Annotated in this window: 18 protein-coding genes and 1 tRNA gene; 15 read left to right on the forward strand and 4 right to left on the reverse strand. The window is 57.1% G+C overall.

Annotated elements, in window-relative coordinates; genetic code table 11:
• The first annotated feature begins 45 nt into the window (after positions 1 to 45).
• The 4 genes from CRD20_RS08035 (at position 46) to CRD20_RS08050 (ending at position 2374) form a co-directional block, all read left to right on the forward strand.
• Positions 46 to 777 carry a thioredoxin domain-containing protein gene (locus tag CRD20_RS08035; RefSeq protein WP_016422244.1) on the forward strand — a complete coding sequence of 244 codons (732 nt, stop codon included), beginning with the start codon at positions 46 to 48 and terminating at the stop codon, positions 775 to 777.
• 175 nt (positions 778 to 952) lie between these two features.
• Positions 953 to 1028: transfer RNA gene (locus CRD20_RS08040), tRNA-Ala, on the forward strand.
• Between the two features lie 135 nt (positions 1029 to 1163).
• Positions 1164 to 1598 (forward strand): pyridoxamine 5'-phosphate oxidase family protein, encoded by a 435-nt coding sequence (locus tag CRD20_RS08045; RefSeq protein WP_070429781.1) that lies wholly within the window; start codon positions 1164 to 1166, stop codon positions 1596 to 1598.
• A gap of 179 nt (positions 1599 to 1777) precedes the next feature.
• Positions 1778 to 2374: a TetR/AcrR family transcriptional regulator gene (locus CRD20_RS08050; RefSeq protein ID WP_370546124.1), complete on the forward strand. Its 597-nt coding sequence runs from the start codon at positions 1778 to 1780 to the stop codon at positions 2372 to 2374.
• A gap of 79 nt (positions 2375 to 2453) precedes the next feature.
• Here the strand turns inward: CRD20_RS08050 and nadE are convergent, their stop codons facing one another.
• The gene (gene nadE / locus CRD20_RS08055; protein ID WP_187405206.1) at positions 2454 to 3305 is read right to left on the reverse strand and encodes an ammonia-dependent NAD(+) synthetase; all 852 of its coding nucleotides are present in this window, start codon (positions 3303 to 3305) and stop codon (positions 2454 to 2456) included.
• A gap of 38 nt (positions 3306 to 3343) precedes the next feature.
• Here nadE and CRD20_RS08060 point away from each other — a divergent pair, with 38 nt between their 5' ends.
• The 11 genes from CRD20_RS08060 (at position 3344) to CRD20_RS08110 (ending at position 17223) form a co-directional block, all read left to right on the forward strand.
• Positions 3344 to 4825 (forward strand): sugar porter family MFS transporter, encoded by a 1482-nt coding sequence (locus tag CRD20_RS08060; RefSeq protein ID WP_016422248.1) that lies wholly within the window; start codon positions 3344 to 3346, stop codon positions 4823 to 4825.
• 251 nt (positions 4826 to 5076) lie between these two features.
• Positions 5077 to 5199 (forward strand): type B 50S ribosomal protein L36, encoded by a 123-nt coding sequence (ykgO, locus tag CRD20_RS08065; protein ID WP_005511141.1) that lies wholly within the window; start codon positions 5077 to 5079, stop codon positions 5197 to 5199.
• A gap of 756 nt (positions 5200 to 5955) precedes the next feature.
• Positions 5956 to 6180 (forward strand): glutaredoxin-like protein NrdH, encoded by a 225-nt coding sequence (gene nrdH / locus CRD20_RS08070; RefSeq protein ID WP_005511161.1) that lies wholly within the window; start codon positions 5956 to 5958, stop codon positions 6178 to 6180.
• 85 nt (positions 6181 to 6265) lie between these two features.
• Complete coding sequence (gene nrdI, locus CRD20_RS08075) at positions 6266 to 6688, forward strand: class Ib ribonucleoside-diphosphate reductase assembly flavoprotein NrdI (protein ID WP_016422249.1); 423 nt, start codon at positions 6266 to 6268, stop codon at positions 6686 to 6688.
• 173 nt (positions 6689 to 6861) lie between these two features.
• Positions 6862 to 9006, forward strand: coding sequence for a class 1b ribonucleoside-diphosphate reductase subunit alpha (gene nrdE, locus CRD20_RS08080; RefSeq protein ID WP_187405237.1), 2145 nt, complete (start codon positions 6862 to 6864; stop codon positions 9004 to 9006).
• A gap of 234 nt (positions 9007 to 9240) precedes the next feature.
• The gene (gene deoD, locus CRD20_RS08085) at positions 9241 to 9966 is read left to right on the forward strand and encodes a purine-nucleoside phosphorylase (protein ID WP_187405207.1); all 726 of its coding nucleotides are present in this window, start codon (positions 9241 to 9243) and stop codon (positions 9964 to 9966) included.
• A gap of 50 nt (positions 9967 to 10016) precedes the next feature.
• Entirely contained in the window at positions 10017 to 11462 is a 1446-nt protein-coding gene (locus CRD20_RS08090; RefSeq protein WP_255468785.1) for an MFS transporter, read from the forward strand.
• A gap of 339 nt (positions 11463 to 11801) precedes the next feature.
• On the forward strand, positions 11802 to 12818 hold the full coding sequence (nrdF, locus tag CRD20_RS08095; RefSeq protein WP_016422253.1) for a class 1b ribonucleoside-diphosphate reductase subunit beta: 1017 nt from the start codon (positions 11802 to 11804) through the stop codon (positions 12816 to 12818).
• Between the two features lie 330 nt (positions 12819 to 13148).
• On the forward strand, positions 13149 to 14849 hold the full coding sequence (gene ctaD, locus CRD20_RS08100) for a cytochrome c oxidase subunit I (RefSeq protein WP_005511131.1): 1701 nt from the start codon (positions 13149 to 13151) through the stop codon (positions 14847 to 14849).
• A gap of 278 nt (positions 14850 to 15127) precedes the next feature.
• Positions 15128 to 16420, forward strand: a complete 1293-nt coding sequence (gene serB, locus CRD20_RS08105) for a phosphoserine phosphatase SerB (RefSeq protein ID WP_048732992.1) — start codon at positions 15128 to 15130, stop codon at positions 16418 to 16420.
• Complete coding sequence (locus CRD20_RS08110) at positions 16420 to 17223, forward strand: peptidyl-tRNA hydrolase (protein WP_147765851.1); 804 nt, start codon at positions 16420 to 16422, stop codon at positions 17221 to 17223. The genes serB and CRD20_RS08110 overlap by 1 nt, the downstream gene beginning before the upstream one ends.
• Here CRD20_RS08110 and CRD20_RS08115 read toward each other — a convergent pair.
• From CRD20_RS08115 to CRD20_RS08125, 3 genes are all read right to left on the reverse strand, one after another.
• Positions 17214 to 18797, reverse strand: coding sequence for an AMP-binding protein (locus tag CRD20_RS08115; RefSeq protein ID WP_042388489.1), 1584 nt, complete (start codon positions 18795 to 18797; stop codon positions 17214 to 17216). The two genes, CRD20_RS08110 and CRD20_RS08115, sit on opposite strands and share 10 nt — an antisense overlap.
• 182 nt (positions 18798 to 18979) lie before the next feature.
• Complete coding sequence (locus CRD20_RS08120) at positions 18980 to 20959, reverse strand: ATP-dependent DNA helicase (protein WP_172620254.1); 1980 nt, start codon at positions 20957 to 20959, stop codon at positions 18980 to 18982.
• 128 nt (positions 20960 to 21087) lie between these two features.
• Entirely contained in the window at positions 21088 to 22398 is a 1311-nt protein-coding gene (locus CRD20_RS08125; protein WP_016422259.1) for a nicotinate phosphoribosyltransferase, read from the reverse strand.
• Positions 22399 to 22414 lie beyond the last annotated feature (16 nt).

Below are 22414 nucleotides of genomic sequence, written 5' to 3' on the forward strand. Positions count from 1 at the left end.
GCGCAATTGTGTCATTGGCAAGAAAACACCGCTATCGTAAGCGGTGTGAGTCAGAAGATTAAGAATCCAAATGAAAAGGGCAGTGGCTTCGTCGTCGGCCTGATTGCTCTTCTTGCTGTCGTTGCAGTTGTTATCGGTGGCGTTATCTACATCGGCCGGTCGCAGCCGATTGAGGGACTGCCAGATGAGGACGTCGACTTCTCCGTCGCACTCGACGGCGATGTCATCCGACTGAGCAAGGACGGCGCCGAAGGGGCTAAAACAGCCACGATTTTTGAGGACTTCTCGTGCCACTACTGTGCTCAGATGAGCGAAGAGGGCCACGATGATGAGCTCAAGGCGCTAAACGACGGCAAGCTTGTCGCTGAATACCGCACGCTGAACTTCCTGGATGGTCAAGAGAAGGAGCAGCGTGACGGTCACTCCACTCGCGTCTTCGCGGTTGCCCGCAAGATTGCTGAGACCGGTGATGCTCGCGCATATTGGAACTTCCGCACAATGATGATGGCTGACCAGCAGAACTCTGTCACGTGGAGCGATGATGAGTTGGCTGACCGTCTGGAGCAGCTCGGTGTTGCTGACGAAATTGTCAGCGAAGTCCGTTCCGGCATCGACACCACCGAGGCTAAGGCAAGCGCAAATGCCAACTTCGATGACCTTGAGAAGCGCTTGGGCAAGGTTTCCTCACCGCACGTCTTTGTCGATGGCAAGGATATTCTGGAGAACATTTCCGGTGATGGCGGACTGGGGCAGTGGGTCAAGGTGGCCCTGCGCTAGGTTCCGTGCACGCTCACACGATTCATCTTCAGTTCATGTTCGGCAGATCTGCTCTAGGGCACTCGACGAATACGTAAAAGAGTGTTCTACATGCGGATTTGGTGATACATGACAGTGCCATGTAGCCTTTGAGGAGTCCACAGCGGAGGGTGAAAGCCACTTCGATGTTGATTCTGGGGCTATGGCGCAGCTGGTAGCGCACCACACTGGCAGTGTGGGGGTCACGGGTTCGAGTCCCGTTAGCTCCACCAGTAGAAAAACCCTCGGTCGTTATGACCGGGGGTTTTCTTGTATCTGCCCTGGGGTAGTGTGCTCGCCGTTTACCTCAATGATTGGTAATCCGTATGGCTGTAGCAACTTTGTCTGAACGGTGGAATACTGGGGGTATGGCACACAACGACTCCGTTATTCAGAAACTGTCCACCGAAGAATCCCTTGAGCTGCTGGCTACGCAGACTTTTGGGCGGCTGGTTGTTCGTCGTAAAGACGATATGGATCTTTTCCCGCTGAACTACGTCGTTCATGAGGGAAGCATTTACTTCCGCACTGCCGAGGGGTCGAAGCTCTTTACTGTTTCTCTGAACCACGATGTTCTTTTTGAGGCCGACTTTGTTGACAAGGATGCTCAGAAGGCCTGGTCGGTCATCGTTAAGGGGGACGCAGAGGTTCTCACCTCCCGCGCGGATATTAACGCTGCAGATGAGCTGCCGCTGAAGCCCTGGCTGCCGACGTTGAAGTACAACTACGTGCGCATTACCCCGAACGATGTTTCGGGTCGCCATTTCCACCTCGGTGAGGAGCCGAATCGCTACGAAGCGTAGCGGTGGCATATGGCACTTTTGCTTGACGACGGTGGGGGCTCCGTCGTGAAGCAAAGATAGCAGCGTGCAAAGGCAGCTTTTAGTGACTGAGCACCGCCGTTAGCTGTTTTTTTAAAAATTGTTGGGTTAAATTACCCAAAAGCGCCCTAAGTGAGATTCAACGCGTTACAGTCGCAAATGTGACGTGCACCATAGAATCGACCGATGGGGTGCCAGCGCAGCCCGATGTGCGCAGGCAGTCCCCACGTATGCAGAAGATCGTAGATGAAGCGCGCGCGATGCTGCGCGAATCGGGCTGGAGTGCTATCAGCATGCGCCGCCTAGCGGCGCGGCTCGATGTGAAGGCGCCATCGCTGTACAAGCACATCAGCGGCAAAGAAGAGCTCCTTCAGCTGCTGCTGACCGAGAGCCTCGAGAATCTGGGCAAGCGTATTCATGCTGCCATTGATGAGGAATGCACTTCGGCGTCTCTGCTGCAGGCGTACCGCCAGGCAGTTCTCGACGATCCGCATGGTTACCGGCTGATGAGTCGCACTAATTTCGTGAATGTCGTCTCGCCTTCGTCGTTGGATGCCTGGATTCGCGATGCATTCATTAAGGTTGCCGGCGATGAGCCTAAGGGATTGGCCATGTGGGCGTTCGCCCACGGTTTGGTGACCGCCGAGCTCGTCCAGGATGGTTCACCTGCGCTGGAACCCAGCGCCGAAGCCGGTGCGGCAGACAGCTTGGCCGCAGTTGGGGCTATTTGGGGCGCTGGCGCGGAGGCCTTTTCTTAAGGGTTTGATCTTAAGAGGTTTCTCTTAAGGGGTTTGCTGCTCTGTCCGGGACGCTAGATTGGTGGCCCGGGGCAGTAGCCTAGCGCCACCAGGAATCGGCCGGTCCGGGCGGGACGGCTCGCTTGTGCCGGGAAATGGAGTAGAGGTGCTCGATTCGCGCGGCATCCTCATCTGAGACAGCCTTGCCTTCGAGGTAGTCGTCGATGGCGGTATAGGTCACCCCGAGCGCAACTTCGTCGGGAAGCGCAGGTCGATCTTCTTCCAGGTCGGCCGTCGGCACCTTCTCCCACGTACTGGCTGGTGCGCCGAGGTGGCGGAGTAAGGCCGCGCCCTGGCGCTTGCTCAGCCCCTGCAGCGGGACGAGGTCGCAGGCGCCGTCGCCGTGCTTGGTGTAGAAGCCGGTGACCGCCTCCGCGGCGTGATCTGTGCCGATGACCAAAGCGCCGTCAACACCCGCCACTGCGTACTGGGCAATCATTCGCATGCGGGCCTTAATATTTCCCTTGTTGAAGTCGCTGATAGCGCTGCCGGCCAGGGCATCAGTGACCTGAGCGGTCATCGCGGCGGTGGCCGGTGCGATATCGATAGTTAGCCTTTGGTCAGGTTGAATGAATTGCAGTGCCACTTGTGCGTCGTCCTCATCGGCCTGCACGCCGTGGGGAAGGCGAATGGCAATGAAAGTGGCATCCTCACCGCCGTCGCGAAGCTTTTCGACGGCCAACTGCGCTAGACGCCCGGCCAGCGTGGAATCTTGACCGCCGGAAATTCCGAGCACGAATCCCTTGGCGTGCGTGGCGCGGAAATAATCGCAGAGAAAATCGACTCGGCGGCTGATTTCCTCGGCGGCATTGATGGTGGGCTGGACGTGGAGGTCGTTAATAATCTCCGACTGGAGGGGATGCGGGAAATCCTGTGTGCCTACTGGGGTCATGAGCCTCACTCTACCGCTAGTTCCGGACGGGAAAAGGGATGATTTTCCTGCCAGAAGAGTGCCAAAACTCTCATCTTTATCGAGTAAGTGCTGTTCGGATAGGGGGTCTTTGCCTGGACGGTGGCAAGATTTCCAGCGTGAGTACAACCGAACAGAATAAGACTGGACCGAACCGGGAAACCACCACATCTCGGTCGATAGCCGTGGCTATCATCGCCGCTCTGGGCGGCCTCCTCTTTGGTTACGACACCGGTGTCATCTCGGGCGCGCTGCTGTATATCCAGCGCTCTTTTGAGCTGACTCCAGGACAGGAGTCCACTGTCACCGCCATGCTCTTGGTCGGTGCGGCTATCGGTGCGTTCCTGGGCGGTCGCGTAGCGGACTCCCTGGGGCGCCGTGGCACCATCCTGCTCGGAGCGGTCGGCTTCATCATCGGCAGTATCTGGTGCGCTTTCGCTGCTAGTGCGTTTTCGCTGGGTGCTGCGCGTACTTTGCTCGGCGTCTGTATCGGTGGTGTTTCCATCGTCGTACCGATGTACATCTCCGAAATGGCACCACCGCATGTGCGTGGACGCCTGGTCAGCCTGAACTCGCTGATGATCGTGATTGGTCAGCTGGTGGCGTTCCTCACCAACTCCGCCCTAGCCTCCTCCGGTAACTGGCGACTCATGCTTGGATTCGGCGCTGTCCCCGGCATCGTGCTGCTCATCGGCATGCTGGTTCTGCCGGACACACCGGCCTACCTCGTCCGTCGAGGACAGGAGGGCAAGGCGCTGGCCGTGCTGCGTCAGATGCAGGGAGATGAGGCGACCTTGGCTGAGGTTGCCGTTGGTGAGGCGTCGTCAAGCGCCGATCAGCGTGCAGCAGAGCGTCTGGCTGTGAAAACCCCGTGGGTGCGACGCACCGTCATCATTGCGATGCTGATTGGCGTGACGCAGCAGGTCACGGGTGCGAACGCGATTATGTATTTCGCGCCGACGATGATGAACAAGGTTGGCTTGTCGACGGAAAGCTCTGTCTACACCTCCATCATCATCGGTATCGCCTCGGTGATCTCGTGTGCAATCGGTATGAGCATTATTGACCGCGTTGGTCGCCGGCGAATGCTGATTATCGGTTTGGTGGGCTGTGCAAGCTCGCTGCTCGTGCTGGCGCCCGTCTATGGCCTGTCGAGTAACTCTTCGACGGGTGCCATGATGTCGCTTCTGCTGATGACTGTATTTATCGTATTTCAGCAGGCGGCTGTGTCGGTGGCGACCTGGCTCCTGATTTCCGAGATTGTCCCGACAGAAGCCCGTGGCCTGGGTATGGGGCTGGCAGGGCTCGCGCTCTGGGTTGCGAACTGGTTTGTGGCGCAGGCATTTCTCCCGATGGTGGATGCTGTCGGTGGTGCGTGGTCATTCTTCTTCTTTGCCATCACGGGTGCGATTGCGCTGGTATTCACCATCAAGGCGGTGCCGGAGACTTCTGGCAAGACACTTGCCGAGGTCCGCGAGTACATGATTGCCGCTGCCAAATAGAGAAGCGGAGGCAGTTGCAACGTGGGGAGTTGCAATCTTGGGGTTGACCGTCAAAGGACATGTTTCCCCCGGATTTTTGGAGTTATTCCGCTTATTAGGTAGTATGGCAACTCGTGTCGTAACGCATACTCTTTGATATTTCTTCGGATTATCAGGAAGGGTGCGTTGCCAGGCAGTCACTGGGGTGATTGTCCGGGGAGAGTGCAGTGTGCATATTCCCGTTTCGGAGCCGAGTAGAAAGGAGCGCCCGAATGAAGGTCCGCAAGTCCCTTCGGTCGCTGAAGAACAAGCCGGGCGCTCAGGTCGTGCGCCGTCGTGGCAAGGTCTACGTGATCAACAAGAAGGAGCCGCGCTTCAAGGCCCGCCAGGGCTAAGCCTTATTTAGGCTAGCGCGAAGCAAATAGCTTCCTCATTTATTGCCAAAACCGCAATCTGAAGTCGCAGTTTTACTGTGGCTAAAGATTGCGGTTTTTGGTTTTTAGGGAGGGGAGGTTCAGGCGGTTACTGCGTTTATGGCTGGCGGCAGTGGGGCGATGGAAGTTACTGACTACGTTTATGACAGAAATGGCTCGAAAAATGGCTTGAAAGTGTCATAAACTTACACAGTTTCACATTTGCAGCCCGTGTTCACATTTGCAGCCCATGTTCACATGTGCAGCCCGTGATTTTTTGAGATCGCTGCTGAGTCCGAAGTTGGGCAGGGGAGGGGCGGTGCGGCGCCTGGTATTGGTGTGATTGGCCTCGAGCCGTCTTGCAGTAATTGGTTTAACCAAAATGCGCCGATAGTTGTTTTTCTACGATTTTCTAGAATTTTTAGCGTGAAATTACAAGGTTGTGGTGCGTCTGTGTACAACATCTTGTGCGCCAGAGATCTCCGAACAGGGAATACCATGGTTGTGAGTACTACATCTAGTATGACTAGAGTTTTCTAGGCACCAAGTGTAGTGTTTTCGATGTCGAGCCAAGGATAGCTAAAAGGATCTGTCGGCCACCCGTACTCGGTTTCTCATGGACCTCCGGGAGCTTTCAGTCATTCAATCAATCCGCTGATTCCTCGGCCGCTTCCGTTGTTTGTACGAAGTCGATCCGATTCATTGGTCTTACCCAAAGCCAGAAAGTTTGTGAGAGTCATGGTTACCGTTTACAGCAAGCCTGCATGTGTCCAGTGCCGCGCTACCACTCGCGCCCTCGATAAGGCTGGAATTGCCTACGATATCGTCGACATCACCATGGATGATGAGGCTCGGGATTACGTCATGGCTCTCGGTCATCTCCAGGCGCCGGTCGTTGACACTGGCACTGAGACCTGGTCGGGTTTCCGCCCGGACCGCATCAAGGCTCTCCAGGCAGCTTAAGAATCACACACCTCCCCGCAGATTTCGTTGACCACCCGGGAAACGAAGATTGCGGGGGTTTTGCGATGTAAAGGGTGAAGCTCTCATGCTGGTGGTGTATTTCTCCTCGGCGACGGGGAATACACACAAGTTTGTTGAAAAGCTAGATATCAAAAATGCCCGCATTCCCATCCGTCGTAATGAGCCGGAGCTTATCGTCGATGAGCCCTACGTCCTCATTTGCCCGACTTATGGTGGCGGCGCTTCCATCAGCGGCGGTAACTCAAGGCCAGTTCCTCCGCAGGTCATCAAATTTCTTAATAATGAGCACAACCGCTCTTTCATCCGAGGTGTGATTGCTGCCGGCAATCTCAACTTCGGTGAGGACTTCTGTAAAGCAGGGGATGTCATCTCCTACAAGTGCAAGGTTCCATATCTATATCGCTTCGAGCTGATGGGAACCGACCATGATGTGCAGCGAGTCAGAGAAGGGCTAGAGGAGTTCTTCCACGGTAGAGCCAGCGCTTAAGTTGGCTAGCCTCAGTGTCGAGGGAAGGGGCACTGAGACAACCGAATGGGTGCGCTCGCGGAAGCCGTCGTAAAGCGGTGCGCGAGGAAAATAGCTAGATTGGATTGCTCTGGGCAGTGATTGAACAGACCCTGCGCAGGCAAATGAATATTAAAGGAGTCAACGTGTCGGAAATGGGCAAGCAGGTCGCGGAGCCGGTGGGCGAGGACAAGCTGGATTACCACGCGCTCAATGCGCTGCTGAATCTGTACGGTGCAGACGGCAAGATTCAGTTCGATAAGGACCGCATGGCTGCGCGACAGTTCTTCTTGCAGCATGTCAATCAGAACACTGTGTTCTTCCATAACTTGCGGGAGAAGCTCGATTACCTGGTAGAGAACCATTACTACGAGGCTGAGGTTCTGGAGAAGTACGAATTTGAGGACGTCAAGGCACTGTTCAAGCAGGCCTATGCCCACAAGTTCCGTTTTCAGACCTTCCTGGGTGCTTACAAGTACTACACCTCGTACACGCTGAAGACTTTCGACGGCAAGCGTTACTTGGAGCGCTACGAAGACCGTGTGTGCATGGTTGCTCTTACGCTTGCCGACGGCGACTTGGGGCTCGCGCAGCACCTGGTTGATGAGATCATCGCCGGACGCTTCCAGCCCGCTACTCCTACATTCCTCAACTCCGGTAAGGCCCAGCGCGGCGAGCCGGTGAGCTGCTTCCTGCTGCGTATCGAGGACAACATGGAGTCCATTGGTCGCGCCATCAACTCCTCGCTGCAGCTGTCCAAGCGCGGCGGTGGTGTTGCGCTGCTGCTGAGCAATCTGCGTGAACAGGGCGCTCCGATTAAGCACATCGAGAATCAGTCTTCCGGTGTCATCCCGGTTATGAAGCTGCTGGAGGACTCTTTCTCCTACGCTAACCAGCTGGGTGCTCGCCAGGGTGCAGGCGCTGTCTACCTGCACGCGCACCACCCGGACATCATGCGCTTCCTGGATACCAAGCGTGAGAACGCGGACGAGAAGATTCGCATCAAGTCGCTGTCGCTCGGCGTTGTCATTCCGGACATCACGTTCGAGCTGGCCAAGCGTAACGACGACATGTACCTCTTCAGCCCGTACGATGTCGAGCGTGTCTACGGTAAGCCGTTCGCGGACATTAGCATCACCGAGAATTACGCGGATATGGTCGAGGACCCGCGTATTCGTAAGCAGAAGATCAACGCGCGTCAGTTCTTCCAGACCATCGCTGAGATTCAGTTTGAGTCCGGCTACCCGTACATCATGTTCGAGGACACGGTTAACCGCGCGAACCCGATTGAGGGCCGCATTAACATGTCGAACCTCTGCTCGGAGATTCTGCAGGTCAACACCCCGTCGACCTACAATGCGGACCTGTCCTACGAGCACGTGGGTGAGGACATTTCCTGTAACCTCGGTTCGCTGAATATTGCGATGACCATGGACTCGCCGGACTTTGGTCGCACTGTCGAGACTGCCATCCGTGGCCTGACTGCGGTCAGTGAGCAGACTTCTATTGACTCGGTGCCATCGATTCGCAAGGGTAACGACGGATCCCATGCGATCGGCCTGGGGCAGATGAACCTGCACGGCTACCTTGGCCGCGAGAAGATTATGTACGGCTCGGAAGAGGCGCTGGACTTCACCAACGCCTACTTTGCAGCAGTGCTCTACGCAGTCCTGCGCGCATCCAACAAGATTGCTCGCGAGCGCGGTCAGAAGTTCGTCAACTTTGAGAACTCTGACTACGCCAGCGGCAAGTACTTCGATAACTTCGATCCGGCAGAGTTCCAGCCGAAGACTCAGCACGTCAAGGAGATTTTCGCGAACTCCACCGCGCACATTCCGGACGCTGAGGACTGGGCGCAACTGAAGGCCGACGTCATGGAGTACGGCCTGTTCAACCGCAACCTGCAGGCAGTGCCGCCGACCGGTTCGATTTCCTACATCAACAACTCGACTTCGTCGATTCACCCGATTGCATCTCAGATTGAGATCCGCAAGGAGGGCAAGATTGGTCGCGTTTACTACCCGGCTCCGCACTTGGACAATGACAACCGTGAGTACTTCCAGGATGCCTACGAAATCGGCTACGAGAAGATCATTGACACTTACGCGGTCGCTACCAAGTATGTTGACCAGGGACTGTCGCTGACCTTGTTCTTCAAGGACACGGTGAGCACTCGTGACCTCAACCGTGCGCAGATTTACGCATGGCGCAAGGGTATTAAGACTCTGTACTACATCCGCCTGCGTCAGGTTGCGCTGGAGGGTACTGAGGTCGAGGGTTGCGTATCCTGCATGCTTTAAGCAAGCGTGCTTGAGGGCTAGGCATCTAATGCTTCCGCTGTAGCGCATTGAAGGCGCGAGAATTTCCCCGAATTTTGTCGGGAGATTCTCGCGCTTTTTCGTCACTCCACCCAATTGGGAACAAATGTAAATATCACTATTGACGGTTGTAATGCAGGTAATTAACCTGGGCAGTGGTACACCAATGTTCGCATAATTTTCACCCACGGCTAGTGGGGGAAGGGGCTGGAAGCCATGTCCGATACCACTGGTAAGAGCACTCCACACATCAACCCAAAGGGTGCGCCGATTGCAGAAACCATTTTGTTGCCCGGTGACCCGCTGCGTGCCAAGTTCATTGCGGAGACCTATTTGGATGATGTCGTTCAGTTCAACGAAGTTCGCAACATGTTGGGCTTTACCGGCACCTACCAGGGGCAGGAAGTTTCCGTCATGGGATCCGGTATGGGCATTCCGTCTATCTCGCTGTACTCCTGGGAACTTATCCATGTTTTCGGCTGCAAGAAGCTGATTCGCGTCGGTTCCTGCGGCGCGTTGCAGCCGGAGCTGGACCTGTATGACGTGGTTATCGGCCAGACGGCGTCGACGGACTCCAATTTTCTATCGCAGTACAACTTGCCGGGGACATTCGCCCCGTCCGCATCTTTCCGTCTGATCGAAGATGTTCGCGATCGCGCCCGTGAGCAGGGCATCACTACGCACGTCGGCAACATCTTGTCCAGCGATATTTTCTACAACTTCCAGGATGATGTGAACGACCGTTGGGCACGCATGGGTGTGCTGGCGGTGGAGATGGAATCAGCTGGCCTTTATGCCACTGCCGCCGAGGCCGGTGTGGAGGCCATGGGAATCTTCACTGTGTCGGACAACATCGTCACCGGTGGAAAGACCACTCCGGAAGAGCGTGAGAAGGCCTTCACGACGATGATGGAGCTGGCATTGCCGCTGGCTCGACCTTAATGTCCTGGTCCGCAATCAATTGGCTTGAAGTGTGAAATAGGTACAGTGCGATGAGCAATCCCGCCAGCAATACCAGCTTGAACCTGAATACCCGTGAAAGCGCAGCATCCAAGGCTGCCGCGCCAAACCCTAAGGCCGCAGTCCCGGTCTTGCTGTTTTCCTTTGTATTCTGTTTGGTCTTGGACAATGGCTTTAAGTTCATGACCAAGCCGATTGCGGAATCTCTGGACCTCAGTGTCTCCACGGCCAGTCTGCAGGCGACACTCGCCGGTATCTTGATTGGCATTGGAGCGGTGGTGTACGCCGCATTGGCGGACAGCATCAGTATCCGCAAATTGATGATTGTCGGTATCGGCTTTGTCGCCGTGGGCTCTCTACTGGGTTATTTCTTCCAGGGAGTATGGCCAATCGTGCTTACTGCCCGCATTATTCAAACTGCCGGCCTGGCGGCGGCTGAGACACTCTACGTCATCTATGTCACCAAGTACCTAAGCCCAGAAGATCAGAAAACCTACCTCGGCTTTTCCACCGCGGCCTTCCAAGCTGCGCTGCTGATTGGAACGTTGACCTCGGGAATCGTGGCTACCTACATTTCCTGGCCAGCTATGTTCCTGATTTCGCTCATTCTGATAGTTGCCATTCCGTTCCTGATCAAGACAGTTCCGGAAGAGCAGCAGCAGAAGAGTCACCTGGATATCTTTGGCCTGTTCCTCATCGCGGCCATCGCCACTGCGGTGATGCTGTTCATGCAGCAGTTCCAATGGTGGTGGCTGGTGGCCGCTGCGCTGGGTGTCGCGCTCTTTGTCTGGCATATCCGGGCGCACGACAACGCCGTGGTCAGCCCGTCGTTCTTTACCAATGCTCGCTACGTTTGCGCGCTGATTGTTGTGCTCGTGGTTTACATGGTCCAGTTGGGGTATTCGGCCATTCTGTTGCCGTATATGGTCGACGAGCTCTATGGCATCAATCTCGACGGTGCTGCCTATATTCTCGCGCCGGGCTACCTCTGTGCTGTCATCGTCGGTGCAATGTCTGGCAAGGTTGCCAAGTTCCTGCCCTCGAAGCAGGCCATTGTCGCGGCTATCAGCATCATCATCGTGGCGTTGCTCATCCCCGCAGTGCTGCCGGGGGCCGGTGTTGCCACGGTTATCGTCTCCATGATTCTGTTCCCATCAGGGTTCGCGCTCATGTATGCGCCGTTGGTCGCGACCGCACTGCAGAACATTCCTGCCGCCAAGTCCGGTGTTGCAATCGGTTTCTACAATCTGACGATCAACATTGCCGTCCCGGTTGGCATCGCGTTAACGGCCATGCTTGTTGATTCTCGACCGGCCTTCTTCAGCACCCTCTCCATCGCGCAGTCTGAAGCAGAAGGGGTCTCCGCTACCATCGCTTGGTTGCTCGCGCTCATGGCTGTCGTAGGTTTGCTGGTGTACGTCATCTCCGACCGCATCATCAACGACACGGCGGAAAACCGAGAGAAGGTTCACGCCTAGGTTCGCGCAACATCTTGCGCTTGGTGCTTGACGACGGACATTGCGTCGTCAAGCACCTTGTTCTTTGTGTGACGTGGGGTTAGGGGAGGGGCACCGGGAACAAGACTCGGCAAGTGGGGCGATTTCTTCTAGGCCGCGTGCTTAATAATGCGGGTGTGGGTAAGCTGCTAAGGGTAGTGGCTCCTTTCATCGGGAGCCTGACGTTTTGTAGTGGGACAAGGCTGGAATAGCCACCGCTGCAGCCGCTGTTTTTGGACTCATAAAGAGTGAAGGATGTTCCTTATATATAAGGTGTGTTCGAAAAACGGCAATATCAATGAAAAAGGGAGAGGTTTCCACGTGAGTTTCGATGATTGCCCACCCTCGACTCCGGCCCACCGTGAGAAGAATCCAGAGTCGCGTGCATGCCCAGTTGCGGCTATTGACTGGAACACGATTCCTGATGACAAGGATCTCGAGGTTTGGGATCGTCTGACCGGTAACTTCTGGTTGCCGGAAAAGGTGCCGCTGTCGAATGACATCAAGAGCTGGAATACGCTCAACGCACTGGAGCAGCGCACCACGATGCGCGTGTTCACTGGTCTGACCATGCTGGACACCATCCAGGGCACGGTAGGTGCAGTATCACTCATTCCAGATGCGCTGACTCCGCACGAGGAAGCTGTGTACACCAATATCGCCTTCATGGAATCGGTGCACGCAAAGAGCTACTCGTCGATTTTCCAGACGCTGGCGTCGACTCCTGAGATTCAGGATGCGTTCCGTTGGGGCGAGGAGAATGAGTACCTGCAGAAGAAGGCCAAGATTATCCTCGACTACTACGAGGGCGATAATCCGCAGAAGAAGAAGGTTGCTTCCACTTTGCTGGAGTCCTTCCTGTTCTACTCGGGCTTCTACCTGCCGATGTACTGGTCCAGCCACGCCAAGCTGACCAACACCGCGGACATTATTCGCCTAATCATTCGTGATGAGGCAGTTCACGGTTACTACATCGGTTACAAGTACCAGCGCAACCTGGAGCGTCTGACCCAGGCCGAACGTGACGAGCTGAAGGATTACACCTTCGACCTCATGTTTGATCTCTACGACAACGAGATTCAGTACACCGAAGAGATGTACGACGAACTCGGTTGGACCGAGGATGTCAAGCGTTTCTTGCGTTACAACGGCAACAAGGCTCTGAACAACTTGGGCTATGAGGGTATGTTCCCGGCCGACGAGACTCGCGTTTCGCCGTCGATCCTGTCGGCCCTGTCGCCGAATGCTGACGAAAACCACGACTTCTTCTCGGGTTCCGGCTCTTCCTACGTCATGGGTAAGGCTGAAGTAACCGAGGATGAGGACTGGGACTTCTAAAAGCACAGGTGTAGGGAACATTCCGCATCGAGCCTCACTCTGGTGACAGCACACACACGGGGGTAGTAGTCCTAGCCTCGACGGTTCCTGCTAAATAGGCGTTAGCCCAGGTTAAGACAATTCTCAGGAAACTAATAGTGTGCTTAGCTGAGTGGGGAAGTGAGCCGGAAAATCCCTTAGCCTTAACTTTTTCCAAGGTTCAGACTAGAATCTGGCACATAGCGGTAGGTGGGTTCGCCGTCGCGTACTCGCCTGCACTATTCTCACAAGGACAAAACTTAAAATCCCTGTAGTGAGTTACAGGAAATCTTCGCGTAGTAAGGAGGAAGAATGACTGCAGTAGCGCCTCGTCCAGATCATGGCGTTGTAGCGCCGGAACGGCCGCAGCCGTTCGGACATGAGCGTAAGGGCAGCTGGGCGTGGGAAATGCTGACCACGACCGACCACAAGAAGCTGGGCATCATGTACATCATTATGTCCTTCTCGTTCTTCTTTGTCGGCGGTCTGATGGCTCTGCTTATCCGTGCTGAGCTCTTCGCCCCAGGACTTCAGTTCCTTTCTAACGAGCAGTTCAACCAGATGTTCACCATGCACGGCACGGTGATGCTGCTTCTGTTCGGTACCCCGATTGTTTGGGGTTTTGCTAACTACATTCTGCCACTTCAGATTGGTGCTCCGGACGTGGCTTTCCCGCGTCTGAACGCTTTCGGCTTCTGGCTGACCACCATTGGTGGCATTCTGATGCTGTCGGGCTTCCTGACCCCGGGTGGTGCTGCTGACTTCGGTTGGACCATGTACTCCCCGCTGTCTGACCCGATTCACTCTCCGGGTGTCGGTTCTGACCTGTGGATTGTCGGTGTCGGTGTTGGTGGTGTCGGTACCATCGCTTCCGCCATTAACATGACCACCACTGTCCTGTGCCTCCGTGCACCAGGCATGACCATGTTCCGTATGCCAATCTTCACCTGGAACATCCTGGTTACCTCGATCCTGGCTCTGCTGATCTTCCCGATTCTGACTGCAGCTGCTCTTGGTGTTTTGTACGACCGTAAGCTGGGCGGTCACATTTACGACCCGGCAAACGGTGGCGCAATGCTGTGGCAGCACCTGTTCTGGTTCTTCGGTCACCCAGAGGTCTACGTCCTGCTGTTGCCGTTCGTGGGCATCATCACCGAGGTCGTTCCGGTCTTTTCCCGTAAGCCGCTGTTCGGCTACGCAGGTATGGTCTTCGCAACCCTGTCTATTGCAGGTCTGTCCATGGCTGTGTGGGCACACCACATGTTCGTGACCGGTGGCGTTCTGCTTCCGTTCTTCTCGTTCATGACCTTCCTGATTTCGGTCCCGACCGGTGTTAAGTTCATCAACTGGATGGGCACCATGTGGCGTGGCCACATGACCTTCGAGGCTCCGATGACTTTCGCTCTCGGCTTCATCGTGACCTTCCTGTTCGGTGGTTTGACCGGTATTATGCTGGCTTCCCCACCGCTGGACTTCCACGTCTCTGATACTTACTTCGTCGTGGCGCACTTCCACTACACCCTGTTCGGTACCCTGGTCTTCGCTTCCTACTCGGGCGTTTACTTCTGGTTCCCGAAGATGACTGGTCGTATGCTCGACGAGAAGCTGGCAAAGGTTCACTTCTGGCTGACCTTCATCGGCTTCAACCTGACCTTCCTGGTCCAGCACTGGCTGGGTAACGAGGGTATGCCGCGTCGTTACGCCGACTACCTCGAGACTGACGGTTTCACCACCCTGAACATGATCTCCACCGTTGGTGCGTTCATCCTGGGTCTGTCTGTTATCCCGTTTGTCTGGAACGTCTTCAAGTCCTGGCGCTACGGTGAGGTCGTCACTGTTGATGACCCGTGGGGTTACGGTAACTCCCTCGAGTGGGCTACTTCTTGCCCGCCGCCGCGCCACAACTTCACCTCGATGCCGCGCATCCGCTCGGAGCGCCCGGCGTTCGAGCTGCACTACCCGCACATGGTTGAGCGTCAGCGCGCAGAGGCCCACGTTGGTCGTCAGCTCTAAGAGCTAGTGGCTACATGGCTGATGCAACTCTGAGTTAATAACTACGCGAAGCTAAGGCCCCATCACGGTTCTCCGTGATGGGGCCTTAGTCTTGTCTTTGAGAGTCTTTCCTAGGGAAGAGGCAGTAAGAGAGCGCAGTAAGAGCAGGGGGGCGCAGGGAGCGCCAGAAGGGCAAGAGAGCAAGGCGATGGCTAGCGCCTGTCGCTGGCCACCCACTGAAGTGCGGAATCCCACTATGCGATGAGCGCTCTGCCGGGGCTTCATGCGATACTGGATTGGTGAATGAACAGGTAATTACCTCTCCCAGTCAGTCTGTAGATACCGATGCTCTATCGGTTTCGTTGGCACCGGGACTAGCTCCGGTGCTTATTACCGCTGTTGGCCGAGACCGCCCGGGTGTCTCCGCAGCTTTCTTCCGCGTGCTCGCGGCCCACGGAGTTCAAATTTTGGATGTGGAACAGTCGGTGTTCCGCTCTAATCTGAGCCTCGGTGCGCTTGTTGGTGTCACAGAAGAAAAGGTCGGTGTTCTCCGTGAGGGACTCATTGAAACACTGAAGCCTCACGGCATGACTGTCAGTTTCCAGCTGGATGCGCCGATTGAGCGCAGCGATGGCTCCACCCACGCACTTGTCGTGTTGGGCAATCCGGTCAACGCTGAGGATATTTCCCGTATCGGCCGCACTCTTGCTGATTACGGTGCAAACATCGATTCCATTCGCGGTATTGCTGACTACCCAGTCACTGGCCTGGAATTGCTGGTCTCTATTCCGGACCCGAAGCCGGGTGCGGGCATTCCGCTGCGTAAGGCACTGGCCGAGCTTGCACAGGACCAGGACATTGACATCGCAATTGAACGCGCTGGTTTGCAGCGCCGCTCCAAGCGCTTGATTTGTTTCGATGTGGACTCGACCTTGATTACCGGTGAGGTCATTGAGATGCTGGCCGCCCATGCTGGTCGCGAGGCGGAGGTTGCAGCGGTTACAGAGCGCGCTATGCGCGGTGAGCTGGACTTCGCCGAGTCACTGCATGAGCGAGTTAAGGCTCTGGCTGGCCTGCCGGTCAGCGTCCTAGAGGAAGTCACTAACTCCATCGAGCTGACTCCAGGCGCCCGCACCACGATCCGCACGCTGAAGCGCCTCGGTTACAAGTGTGGTGCTGTCTCCGGTGGCTTTATCCAGATCTTGGAGCCGCTGGCAAAGGATCTCGGTCTGGACTTTTACAAGGCGAATACCCTCGAGGTCGAGGACGGAAAGCTGACTGGACGCGTGGTCGGCGATGTCGTCGATAGGCAGGAGAAGGCCCGCAGCCTCAAGACGTTCGCCGCAGAGTCGGGATTTCAGATGCATCAGACCGTTGCGGTCGGCGATGGGGCCAATGACATCGATATGTTGTCGGTCGCAGGCCTTGGTATTGCTTTCAATGCCAAGCCGGCGCTAAAGGAAATCGCTGACACGTCCGTCAACGTTCCATTCATGGACTCGATTCTGTTCATGCTGGGCATTTCCCGCGATGAAATCGACGATGCCGACCGCGAAGATGGCACCTTCCGCCGCGTGCCGTTGGAGCAGTAGTGCAACGCGAGGATCACAAGAATCCAGCTGTCACGGACGCATCATCGGTACCGGAGTGGTTCCGTATCGCCCATAACCTCCTGCCGCAACCCGATAGGGAAGACCACGGCGAGGATGTGCCGTGGGCAATGGCTATTGTGCTTGAGGTTCCGAAGAAGGAACGCCCCTCGCGCACTGCGCTGCTCCGCGCTGCCGCGATGGCTGTTGTTGCTTGTTGCCTGGACGAACGCGCAGGCGATGACACTTCTGCCTATCAACAAGGTCTGGCGTCTTGGTACGGTGCGCGCATCCGCAAGCTCACACGTCGCGCTCGCAATATCGGCTGGCAACGCGCTCAGCTTGCACCGGGTGTCACCGTGGACGTCGACGGCGCGCAAGCTCGCGCACTAGTGCCAACGCCTGTCGACGAAACCTACCCGGAGATTGCCAAACTACAAATTTCCGGCACCGATTTGCCTTACGACGACCCGGAGAACACATCTCCCGGCGCCCCGGGCGACCATGAGAGCGCTGACACCTTTGCTCCGCCAGTGATTTGGGTGGACAAAAACCTGAATATGTCCGTAGGAAAGGTGGCCGCGCAAGTTGGACACGGCTCGATGCTCTATGCGGCCAGCCTGTCGGTCGAGGACGCTTGGGCGTGGGCGCAAAGTGGTTATGCGTTAGATGTGAAAGAAGTACCGCGGGAGCAGTGGCCAGCGCCAGAGCCCCGCGCGGTTGAGGTTCAGGATGCCGGGTTTACCGAGATTGCACCCGGTTCAGTCACCGTGGCGGTGACCCCTGGGGCAGTAACTCACGACTGAGCGCGTGCTGCCTCCATGGCCTTGAGATCCTTGCGCAGAATCTTGCCCGTCGCCGACTTCGGGATTTCATCCATGAACTCGACTGCTCGCACCTTCTTGTACGGTGCGACGCGGTCGGCGACGTAGTCCATAATCTCGTCTTCAGTCACCTGCTTGCCCGCCTTGAGGACAACGTAGGCCTTAGGAATCTCCTCGCCGTCGGAGCGAACGACACCACTGCAGGCGGCATCGGCAATATCCGGGTGGCTGAGCAGCACGGACTCGAGCTCGGCCGGCGGAACCTGGTAGCCCTTGTACTTAATCAGTTCCTTGAAGCGGTCGACGATGTACACATTCCCGTGTTCGTCGAGTTCCGCAACGTCGCCGGTACGCAGCCAACCGTCGACAAGCGTCTCTGCCGTCGCCTTCGGGTTGTTGAGGTAGCCCTTCATCACCTGTGGACCATGAATCCATAGCTCACCTGCCTCCGAGCGCCCCTCGGCGGGAACCGGGATTTCCTCAAAGCTGTCGGAGTCGAGGTTGACAATCTTGTACTGAGTGTTGGGGACTGCGCGACCGATCGAGTCCAGCGGACTATCGTGGCCGATGCGGATGTGGGCTGCTGGCGAGGACTCGGTCATGCCGAAGCCCTGTGCGACCACGCAGTCAAGGCGCTTTTCCACCTGTTCCGCGAGGTCAAGTTGGAGAGAAGCGGCACCCGAGAAGATTGTCTCCAGGCTGGACAGGTCAAAGGAATCGACAGCTGGGTGCTTGGCCAGGCCCACAGCTACAGGCGGTGCGATGAACGCGAACTTCACCTTGTGCTCGGCGATGATGGACAGGAAATCGACGAGGTCGAACTTGCCCATGGTGTACTGCGTCGTGCGGCGCCACAGGCACAGATTCAGCAGCGCAGTCAGGCCGTAGATGTGGAAAAACGGCAGGATAGTGACAGCCGGGGTGTCCTCGGTCAGCGCGTTGACTGTAGCTCCACCCGCCTGAGCGACGTTGGCCACCAAGTTGCGGTGAGTGAGCTGGACGCCCTTCGGTACACCGGTGGTTCCCGAGGAAAACGGAATCACGGCAACGTCATCGGGTGATACGTCGACGTCCGGGGCTGCGTGCCCCTCGGCAAGCAGCTCGCCCATGCCGTGGAGACCCGTCAGGCCGATAATCATCTCTTCCGGCAGACCAGCAGCCTCAGCGCCGTGGGCGCCAGCCCAACCGATTGAGGAGGTCGTCAGCATCATCTTCGCGTCAGACATCCGGAGTTGGTTTTCAATGTCCTCCGCAGTTGCCAGCGATGCGACCGTCGTGCAGACAGCCCCCGCGCGTAGGACACCGTGAAGAGCGACCGCGAAGGTTGTCGAGTTGGGGCAGTGGAGAGCCACAACGTCGCCCTTCTTAATCCCACGTGCTGCCAGCGCACCCGCAAACTTCTCAATGCTGGCCTTCAGATCACCGAAGGTGACCTCGGAGCCTGAGTCAACGATTGCAAGCTTGTCCTGGTGACGTGGCTCAATTTCTCCGAAGAGGAACTCAAAGAGTGAGGTCTCCGGGATGTCGATGTCGGGGAGGTTGCTGGAAAGGGGCATGCAGGAAATCGCCTTTCTAATCTCGTGCACGGCTGCCAAGTGTCCTGCTTCATTAGCTCGGGCACTGTAGCAGTGCTGTGTTTCACATCACAATAATGTATTGGATAGAAAAGCGTGGGATTTTTTCCAGAAACTATGCCTAATCCAGCGTCACCTCGTGAGCCCAGACAGCCCCCTCTGAATCAGCTTTGGGTCAGCCGCTGCAACGCTCCAGCCGCAATATCCAGGTTGGTCGTCCGCCAGAAGTCAGGCATCGACGCGGCGATCCAGGAACCATAGCGTGCAGTAGCCAACCGTGAATCCAGTACCGCAACAACCCCGCGGTCATCGACTTGGCGTAGCAGACGACCAGAACCCTGCGCCATCAGCAGCGCTGCATGTGTCGCTGAGACCTCCATAAAACCGTTTCGGCCAGCGGCATTAGCCGCATCGGAGCGCGCGGACAAAAGCGGGTCGTCGGGGCGGGGGAACGGGATGCGATCGATGATGACACACGATAGCGATGGGCCAGGAACATCGACGCCTTGCCACAGCGTCAGCGTGCCAAACAAACATGTCTGCGGATTAGCTGCGAAACGATCAACCAGAGCACCGATAGAGTCATCGCCTTGGCACAGCACGTCGTAAGGCAGGCGCTTGCGCATTTCCTCCGCCGCTGCCTCGGCGCCTCGGCGAGAAGAAAACAGCCCGAGCGTTCGCCCACCAGCGGCGCGGATGAGGCGCTCCATGATCGCGAACTGCTCCGGTGTGGCGCCGTCGCGTCCAGGTCGTGGCAGGTCGCGTGCGACGTAGAGGATGCCAGATTTCTGCGGGTCAAAGGGCGTGCCGACGTCCAAACCATCCCACCCGCCGGAGGGAAGCCCCCAGGCGGCGGCCATAGCATCGAACTTGCCGCCAAGAGCAAGTGTTGCTGAGGTCAAAACGACGGTGGATTCGCCGAAGAGGCGTTCGCGAAGCAGTGCTGCGATGGACAGGGGAGCGACATAAACTGTCTTGTTCTCGCCAAGCCATACGACATCGTCGCTACTGAACTCTAGAATTCGCACGACTGTGTCGTGCATATTCTCCACGGCAGCGCGGACGGTCTGGCGCTCAGTGTTGTCAGAGTCAGAACCCGAACCACCGGAGCCCGACCCGCCAGAGCTGCCTGAACTAGAGGTACCTAGCGTGGTCTGTAGTTGCCACAGGCTATCGCGGAGCGAAGCTAGCGCCGCTCCAAGCTCACCGGGAATTTCTTCGAGTGCGCCGCTGTAGGCGTCGGCAAGCAATGCGACGGTCTCGCCGAGTAGATCCGTGGCATCGGTGACATCATCGACCTGCTCTGCGGCGCCGAATTTGCGGGCGCGCCGGGCCATCATGGTGATACCGGCAGGGGAGAGCTCGTCGGTGGCAACAGAGGTGATTCGGCCGTCGAGTTCGTGAGCCTCGTCAATGACAACGCAGTCGTGCTGCGGCAAAATCATGGCGTCGGAGAGCGCATCGATGGCCAACAGTGCGTGATTGGTGACAACGATGTCGACGTTGGAGGCCTCGCGGCGGGCTTGTTCGGCGAAGCACTCCTCGCCGAAAGGGCAGGAAATGGCACCGACGCATTCGCGAGCCGTGACGGAGACCTGCCGCCAGGCTTCGTTGGAAACGCCCTTGTCCAGGCTGTCGCGGTCGCCGGTGTCGGTGTCATTGGCCCACTCGCGTAGCCGCATGACCTCGGCGGCAGTGCGGCTTAGCTGTGCTTCGCTGAGGAGGGCAGTGGGGCCGCCCATAGCGGTCGGCTCGGATTCGTCACCGTCCATGACGGGGTCTTTGATGACATTTCCGACCTTGGACTTGCACAGGTAGTTCGAGCGGCCCTTGAGGATTGCGAAGGTTGGCGTGCGGGACAAGTGTGGCTCTAGCGAACTGACTAGCCGCGGCAAGTCGCGTTCGACCAGCTGGCGTTGCAGCGCAATGGTCGCCGTGGAAACGATTACAGACTCGTCGGACTCCATTGCTTGCACAATGGCAGGCACCAGGTAGGCCAGCGACTTACCCGTACCGGTACCTGCCTGTACCGCTAGGTGCCGCTCGCGCGCAAAGGCGGAGGCCACCGACCGGGACATTTTGACCTGATTCGGTCGAGTCGTTCCGCCGAGTCCCTTCACTGCCGCATCGAGAAGAGCTTCGATGCTATCCGCGTTATGGACGCTGGCTCTCGGTGAAGCTAGCTCGTCAACATCGTCAAAGTCCTCAAAGTCGTCCGATAGCTCAGCAAAATCTGCGTGCTCGATACTGTCCGACACAGTTCCCCCGCCGCCTAAACGCCGTGAAAACGGACGGACAGTACCGGCTCGTCACGGGAAAGTGCAAGTCCCTCCCACGGGAGGCTGACCAGCGCTTTAACCAAGTGATCGCGGGACTCCTCCAAGGTCGGTAGACCATCGACGACCTCGCCATCGCGCATCATCGGAATGGTCAGATCGCGGTAGTGCAGGTTGCCCACATCCGGGATTTCTGAGCCGAGCGGGAAAGCGATTTCCTCCACGGCGGTACCGGAACGACGGCAGGTACGAATAGCCGCCTTCACGCCACCGTGGCTTCGCTTGTCCAACGAGCGCTTGGCGACGGGCACCCCATCAACTTCGACCATCTTGTAGACCAGGCCCGCAGTCGGTGCGCCGGAGCCAGTGACTACAGAGGTGCCCACGCCGTAGACATCGACCGGCTCTGCCCTCAGCGCCGCAATGGCGAACTCGTCGAGGTCAGAGGACACTACGATGTTGGTGTTGTGCGCCCCCAGCGAGTCGAGCTGCTGACGCACCTGGCGAGCGAGAACTCCGAGGTCGCCGGAGTCAATACGTACACCGCCGAGTTCCGGACCCGCGACCTCAATAGCCGTATTGACGCCCTCGGTGATGTCGTAGGTATCCACCAACAAAGTGGTGTCGGTTCCCAGTGTGTCAATCTGAGCCTTGAAGGCCGCAGCCTCGTTCGTCGTGCCATCTGGGTTGGTGTGCAACAGAGTCCACGCGTGCGCAGCGGTACCGGAGGCTGGGATGTTGTACCGTGCCGCTGCCTCCAAGTTGGAGGTGGCGCTAAAACCTGCCAGGTAAGCGGCGCGGGCAGCAGTCACAGCTGCTTCTTCATGAGTGCGACGCGAACCCATTTCAATAATCGGGCGCCCACCGGCAGCCGTGACCATTCGGGTTGCTGCCGAGGCGATGGCGGAGTCTGCATTGAGAATGGAGAGAATAACAGTCTCCAAAATGACGCACTCGGCGAAAGTGCCTCGCACCGTCAAAATGGGCGAGGCGGGGAAGTAGAGCTCTCCCTCGCGGTAGCCGTCGACTTGGCCACTGAAGGAATAGTTACGCAGGTAATCCAGCGTCCTGTCATCGAGGAAGTCCAGCGAAGCCAGCTGTTCCTCGGTGAAGCGGAAGTTGCGGATAGCATCCAACACACGCGCTGTACCAGCGACAACGCCATAGCGGCGCTCATTCGGTAGACGACGGCCAAACACCTCGAAGGCGACCTGGCGCTCGCCGGATCCGTCGGCAAGCGATGCCTGCAGCATCGTCAGCTCGTACTTATCGGTGAGAAGGGCGGTGGAGGAATGCTTATCAATCACGGTCAATAGTCTAGTC

The organism is Corynebacterium sp. LK33 (assembly GCF_014334955.1).
GTDB lineage: Bacteria > Actinomycetota > Actinomycetes > Mycobacteriales > Mycobacteriaceae > Corynebacterium > Corynebacterium jeikeium_D.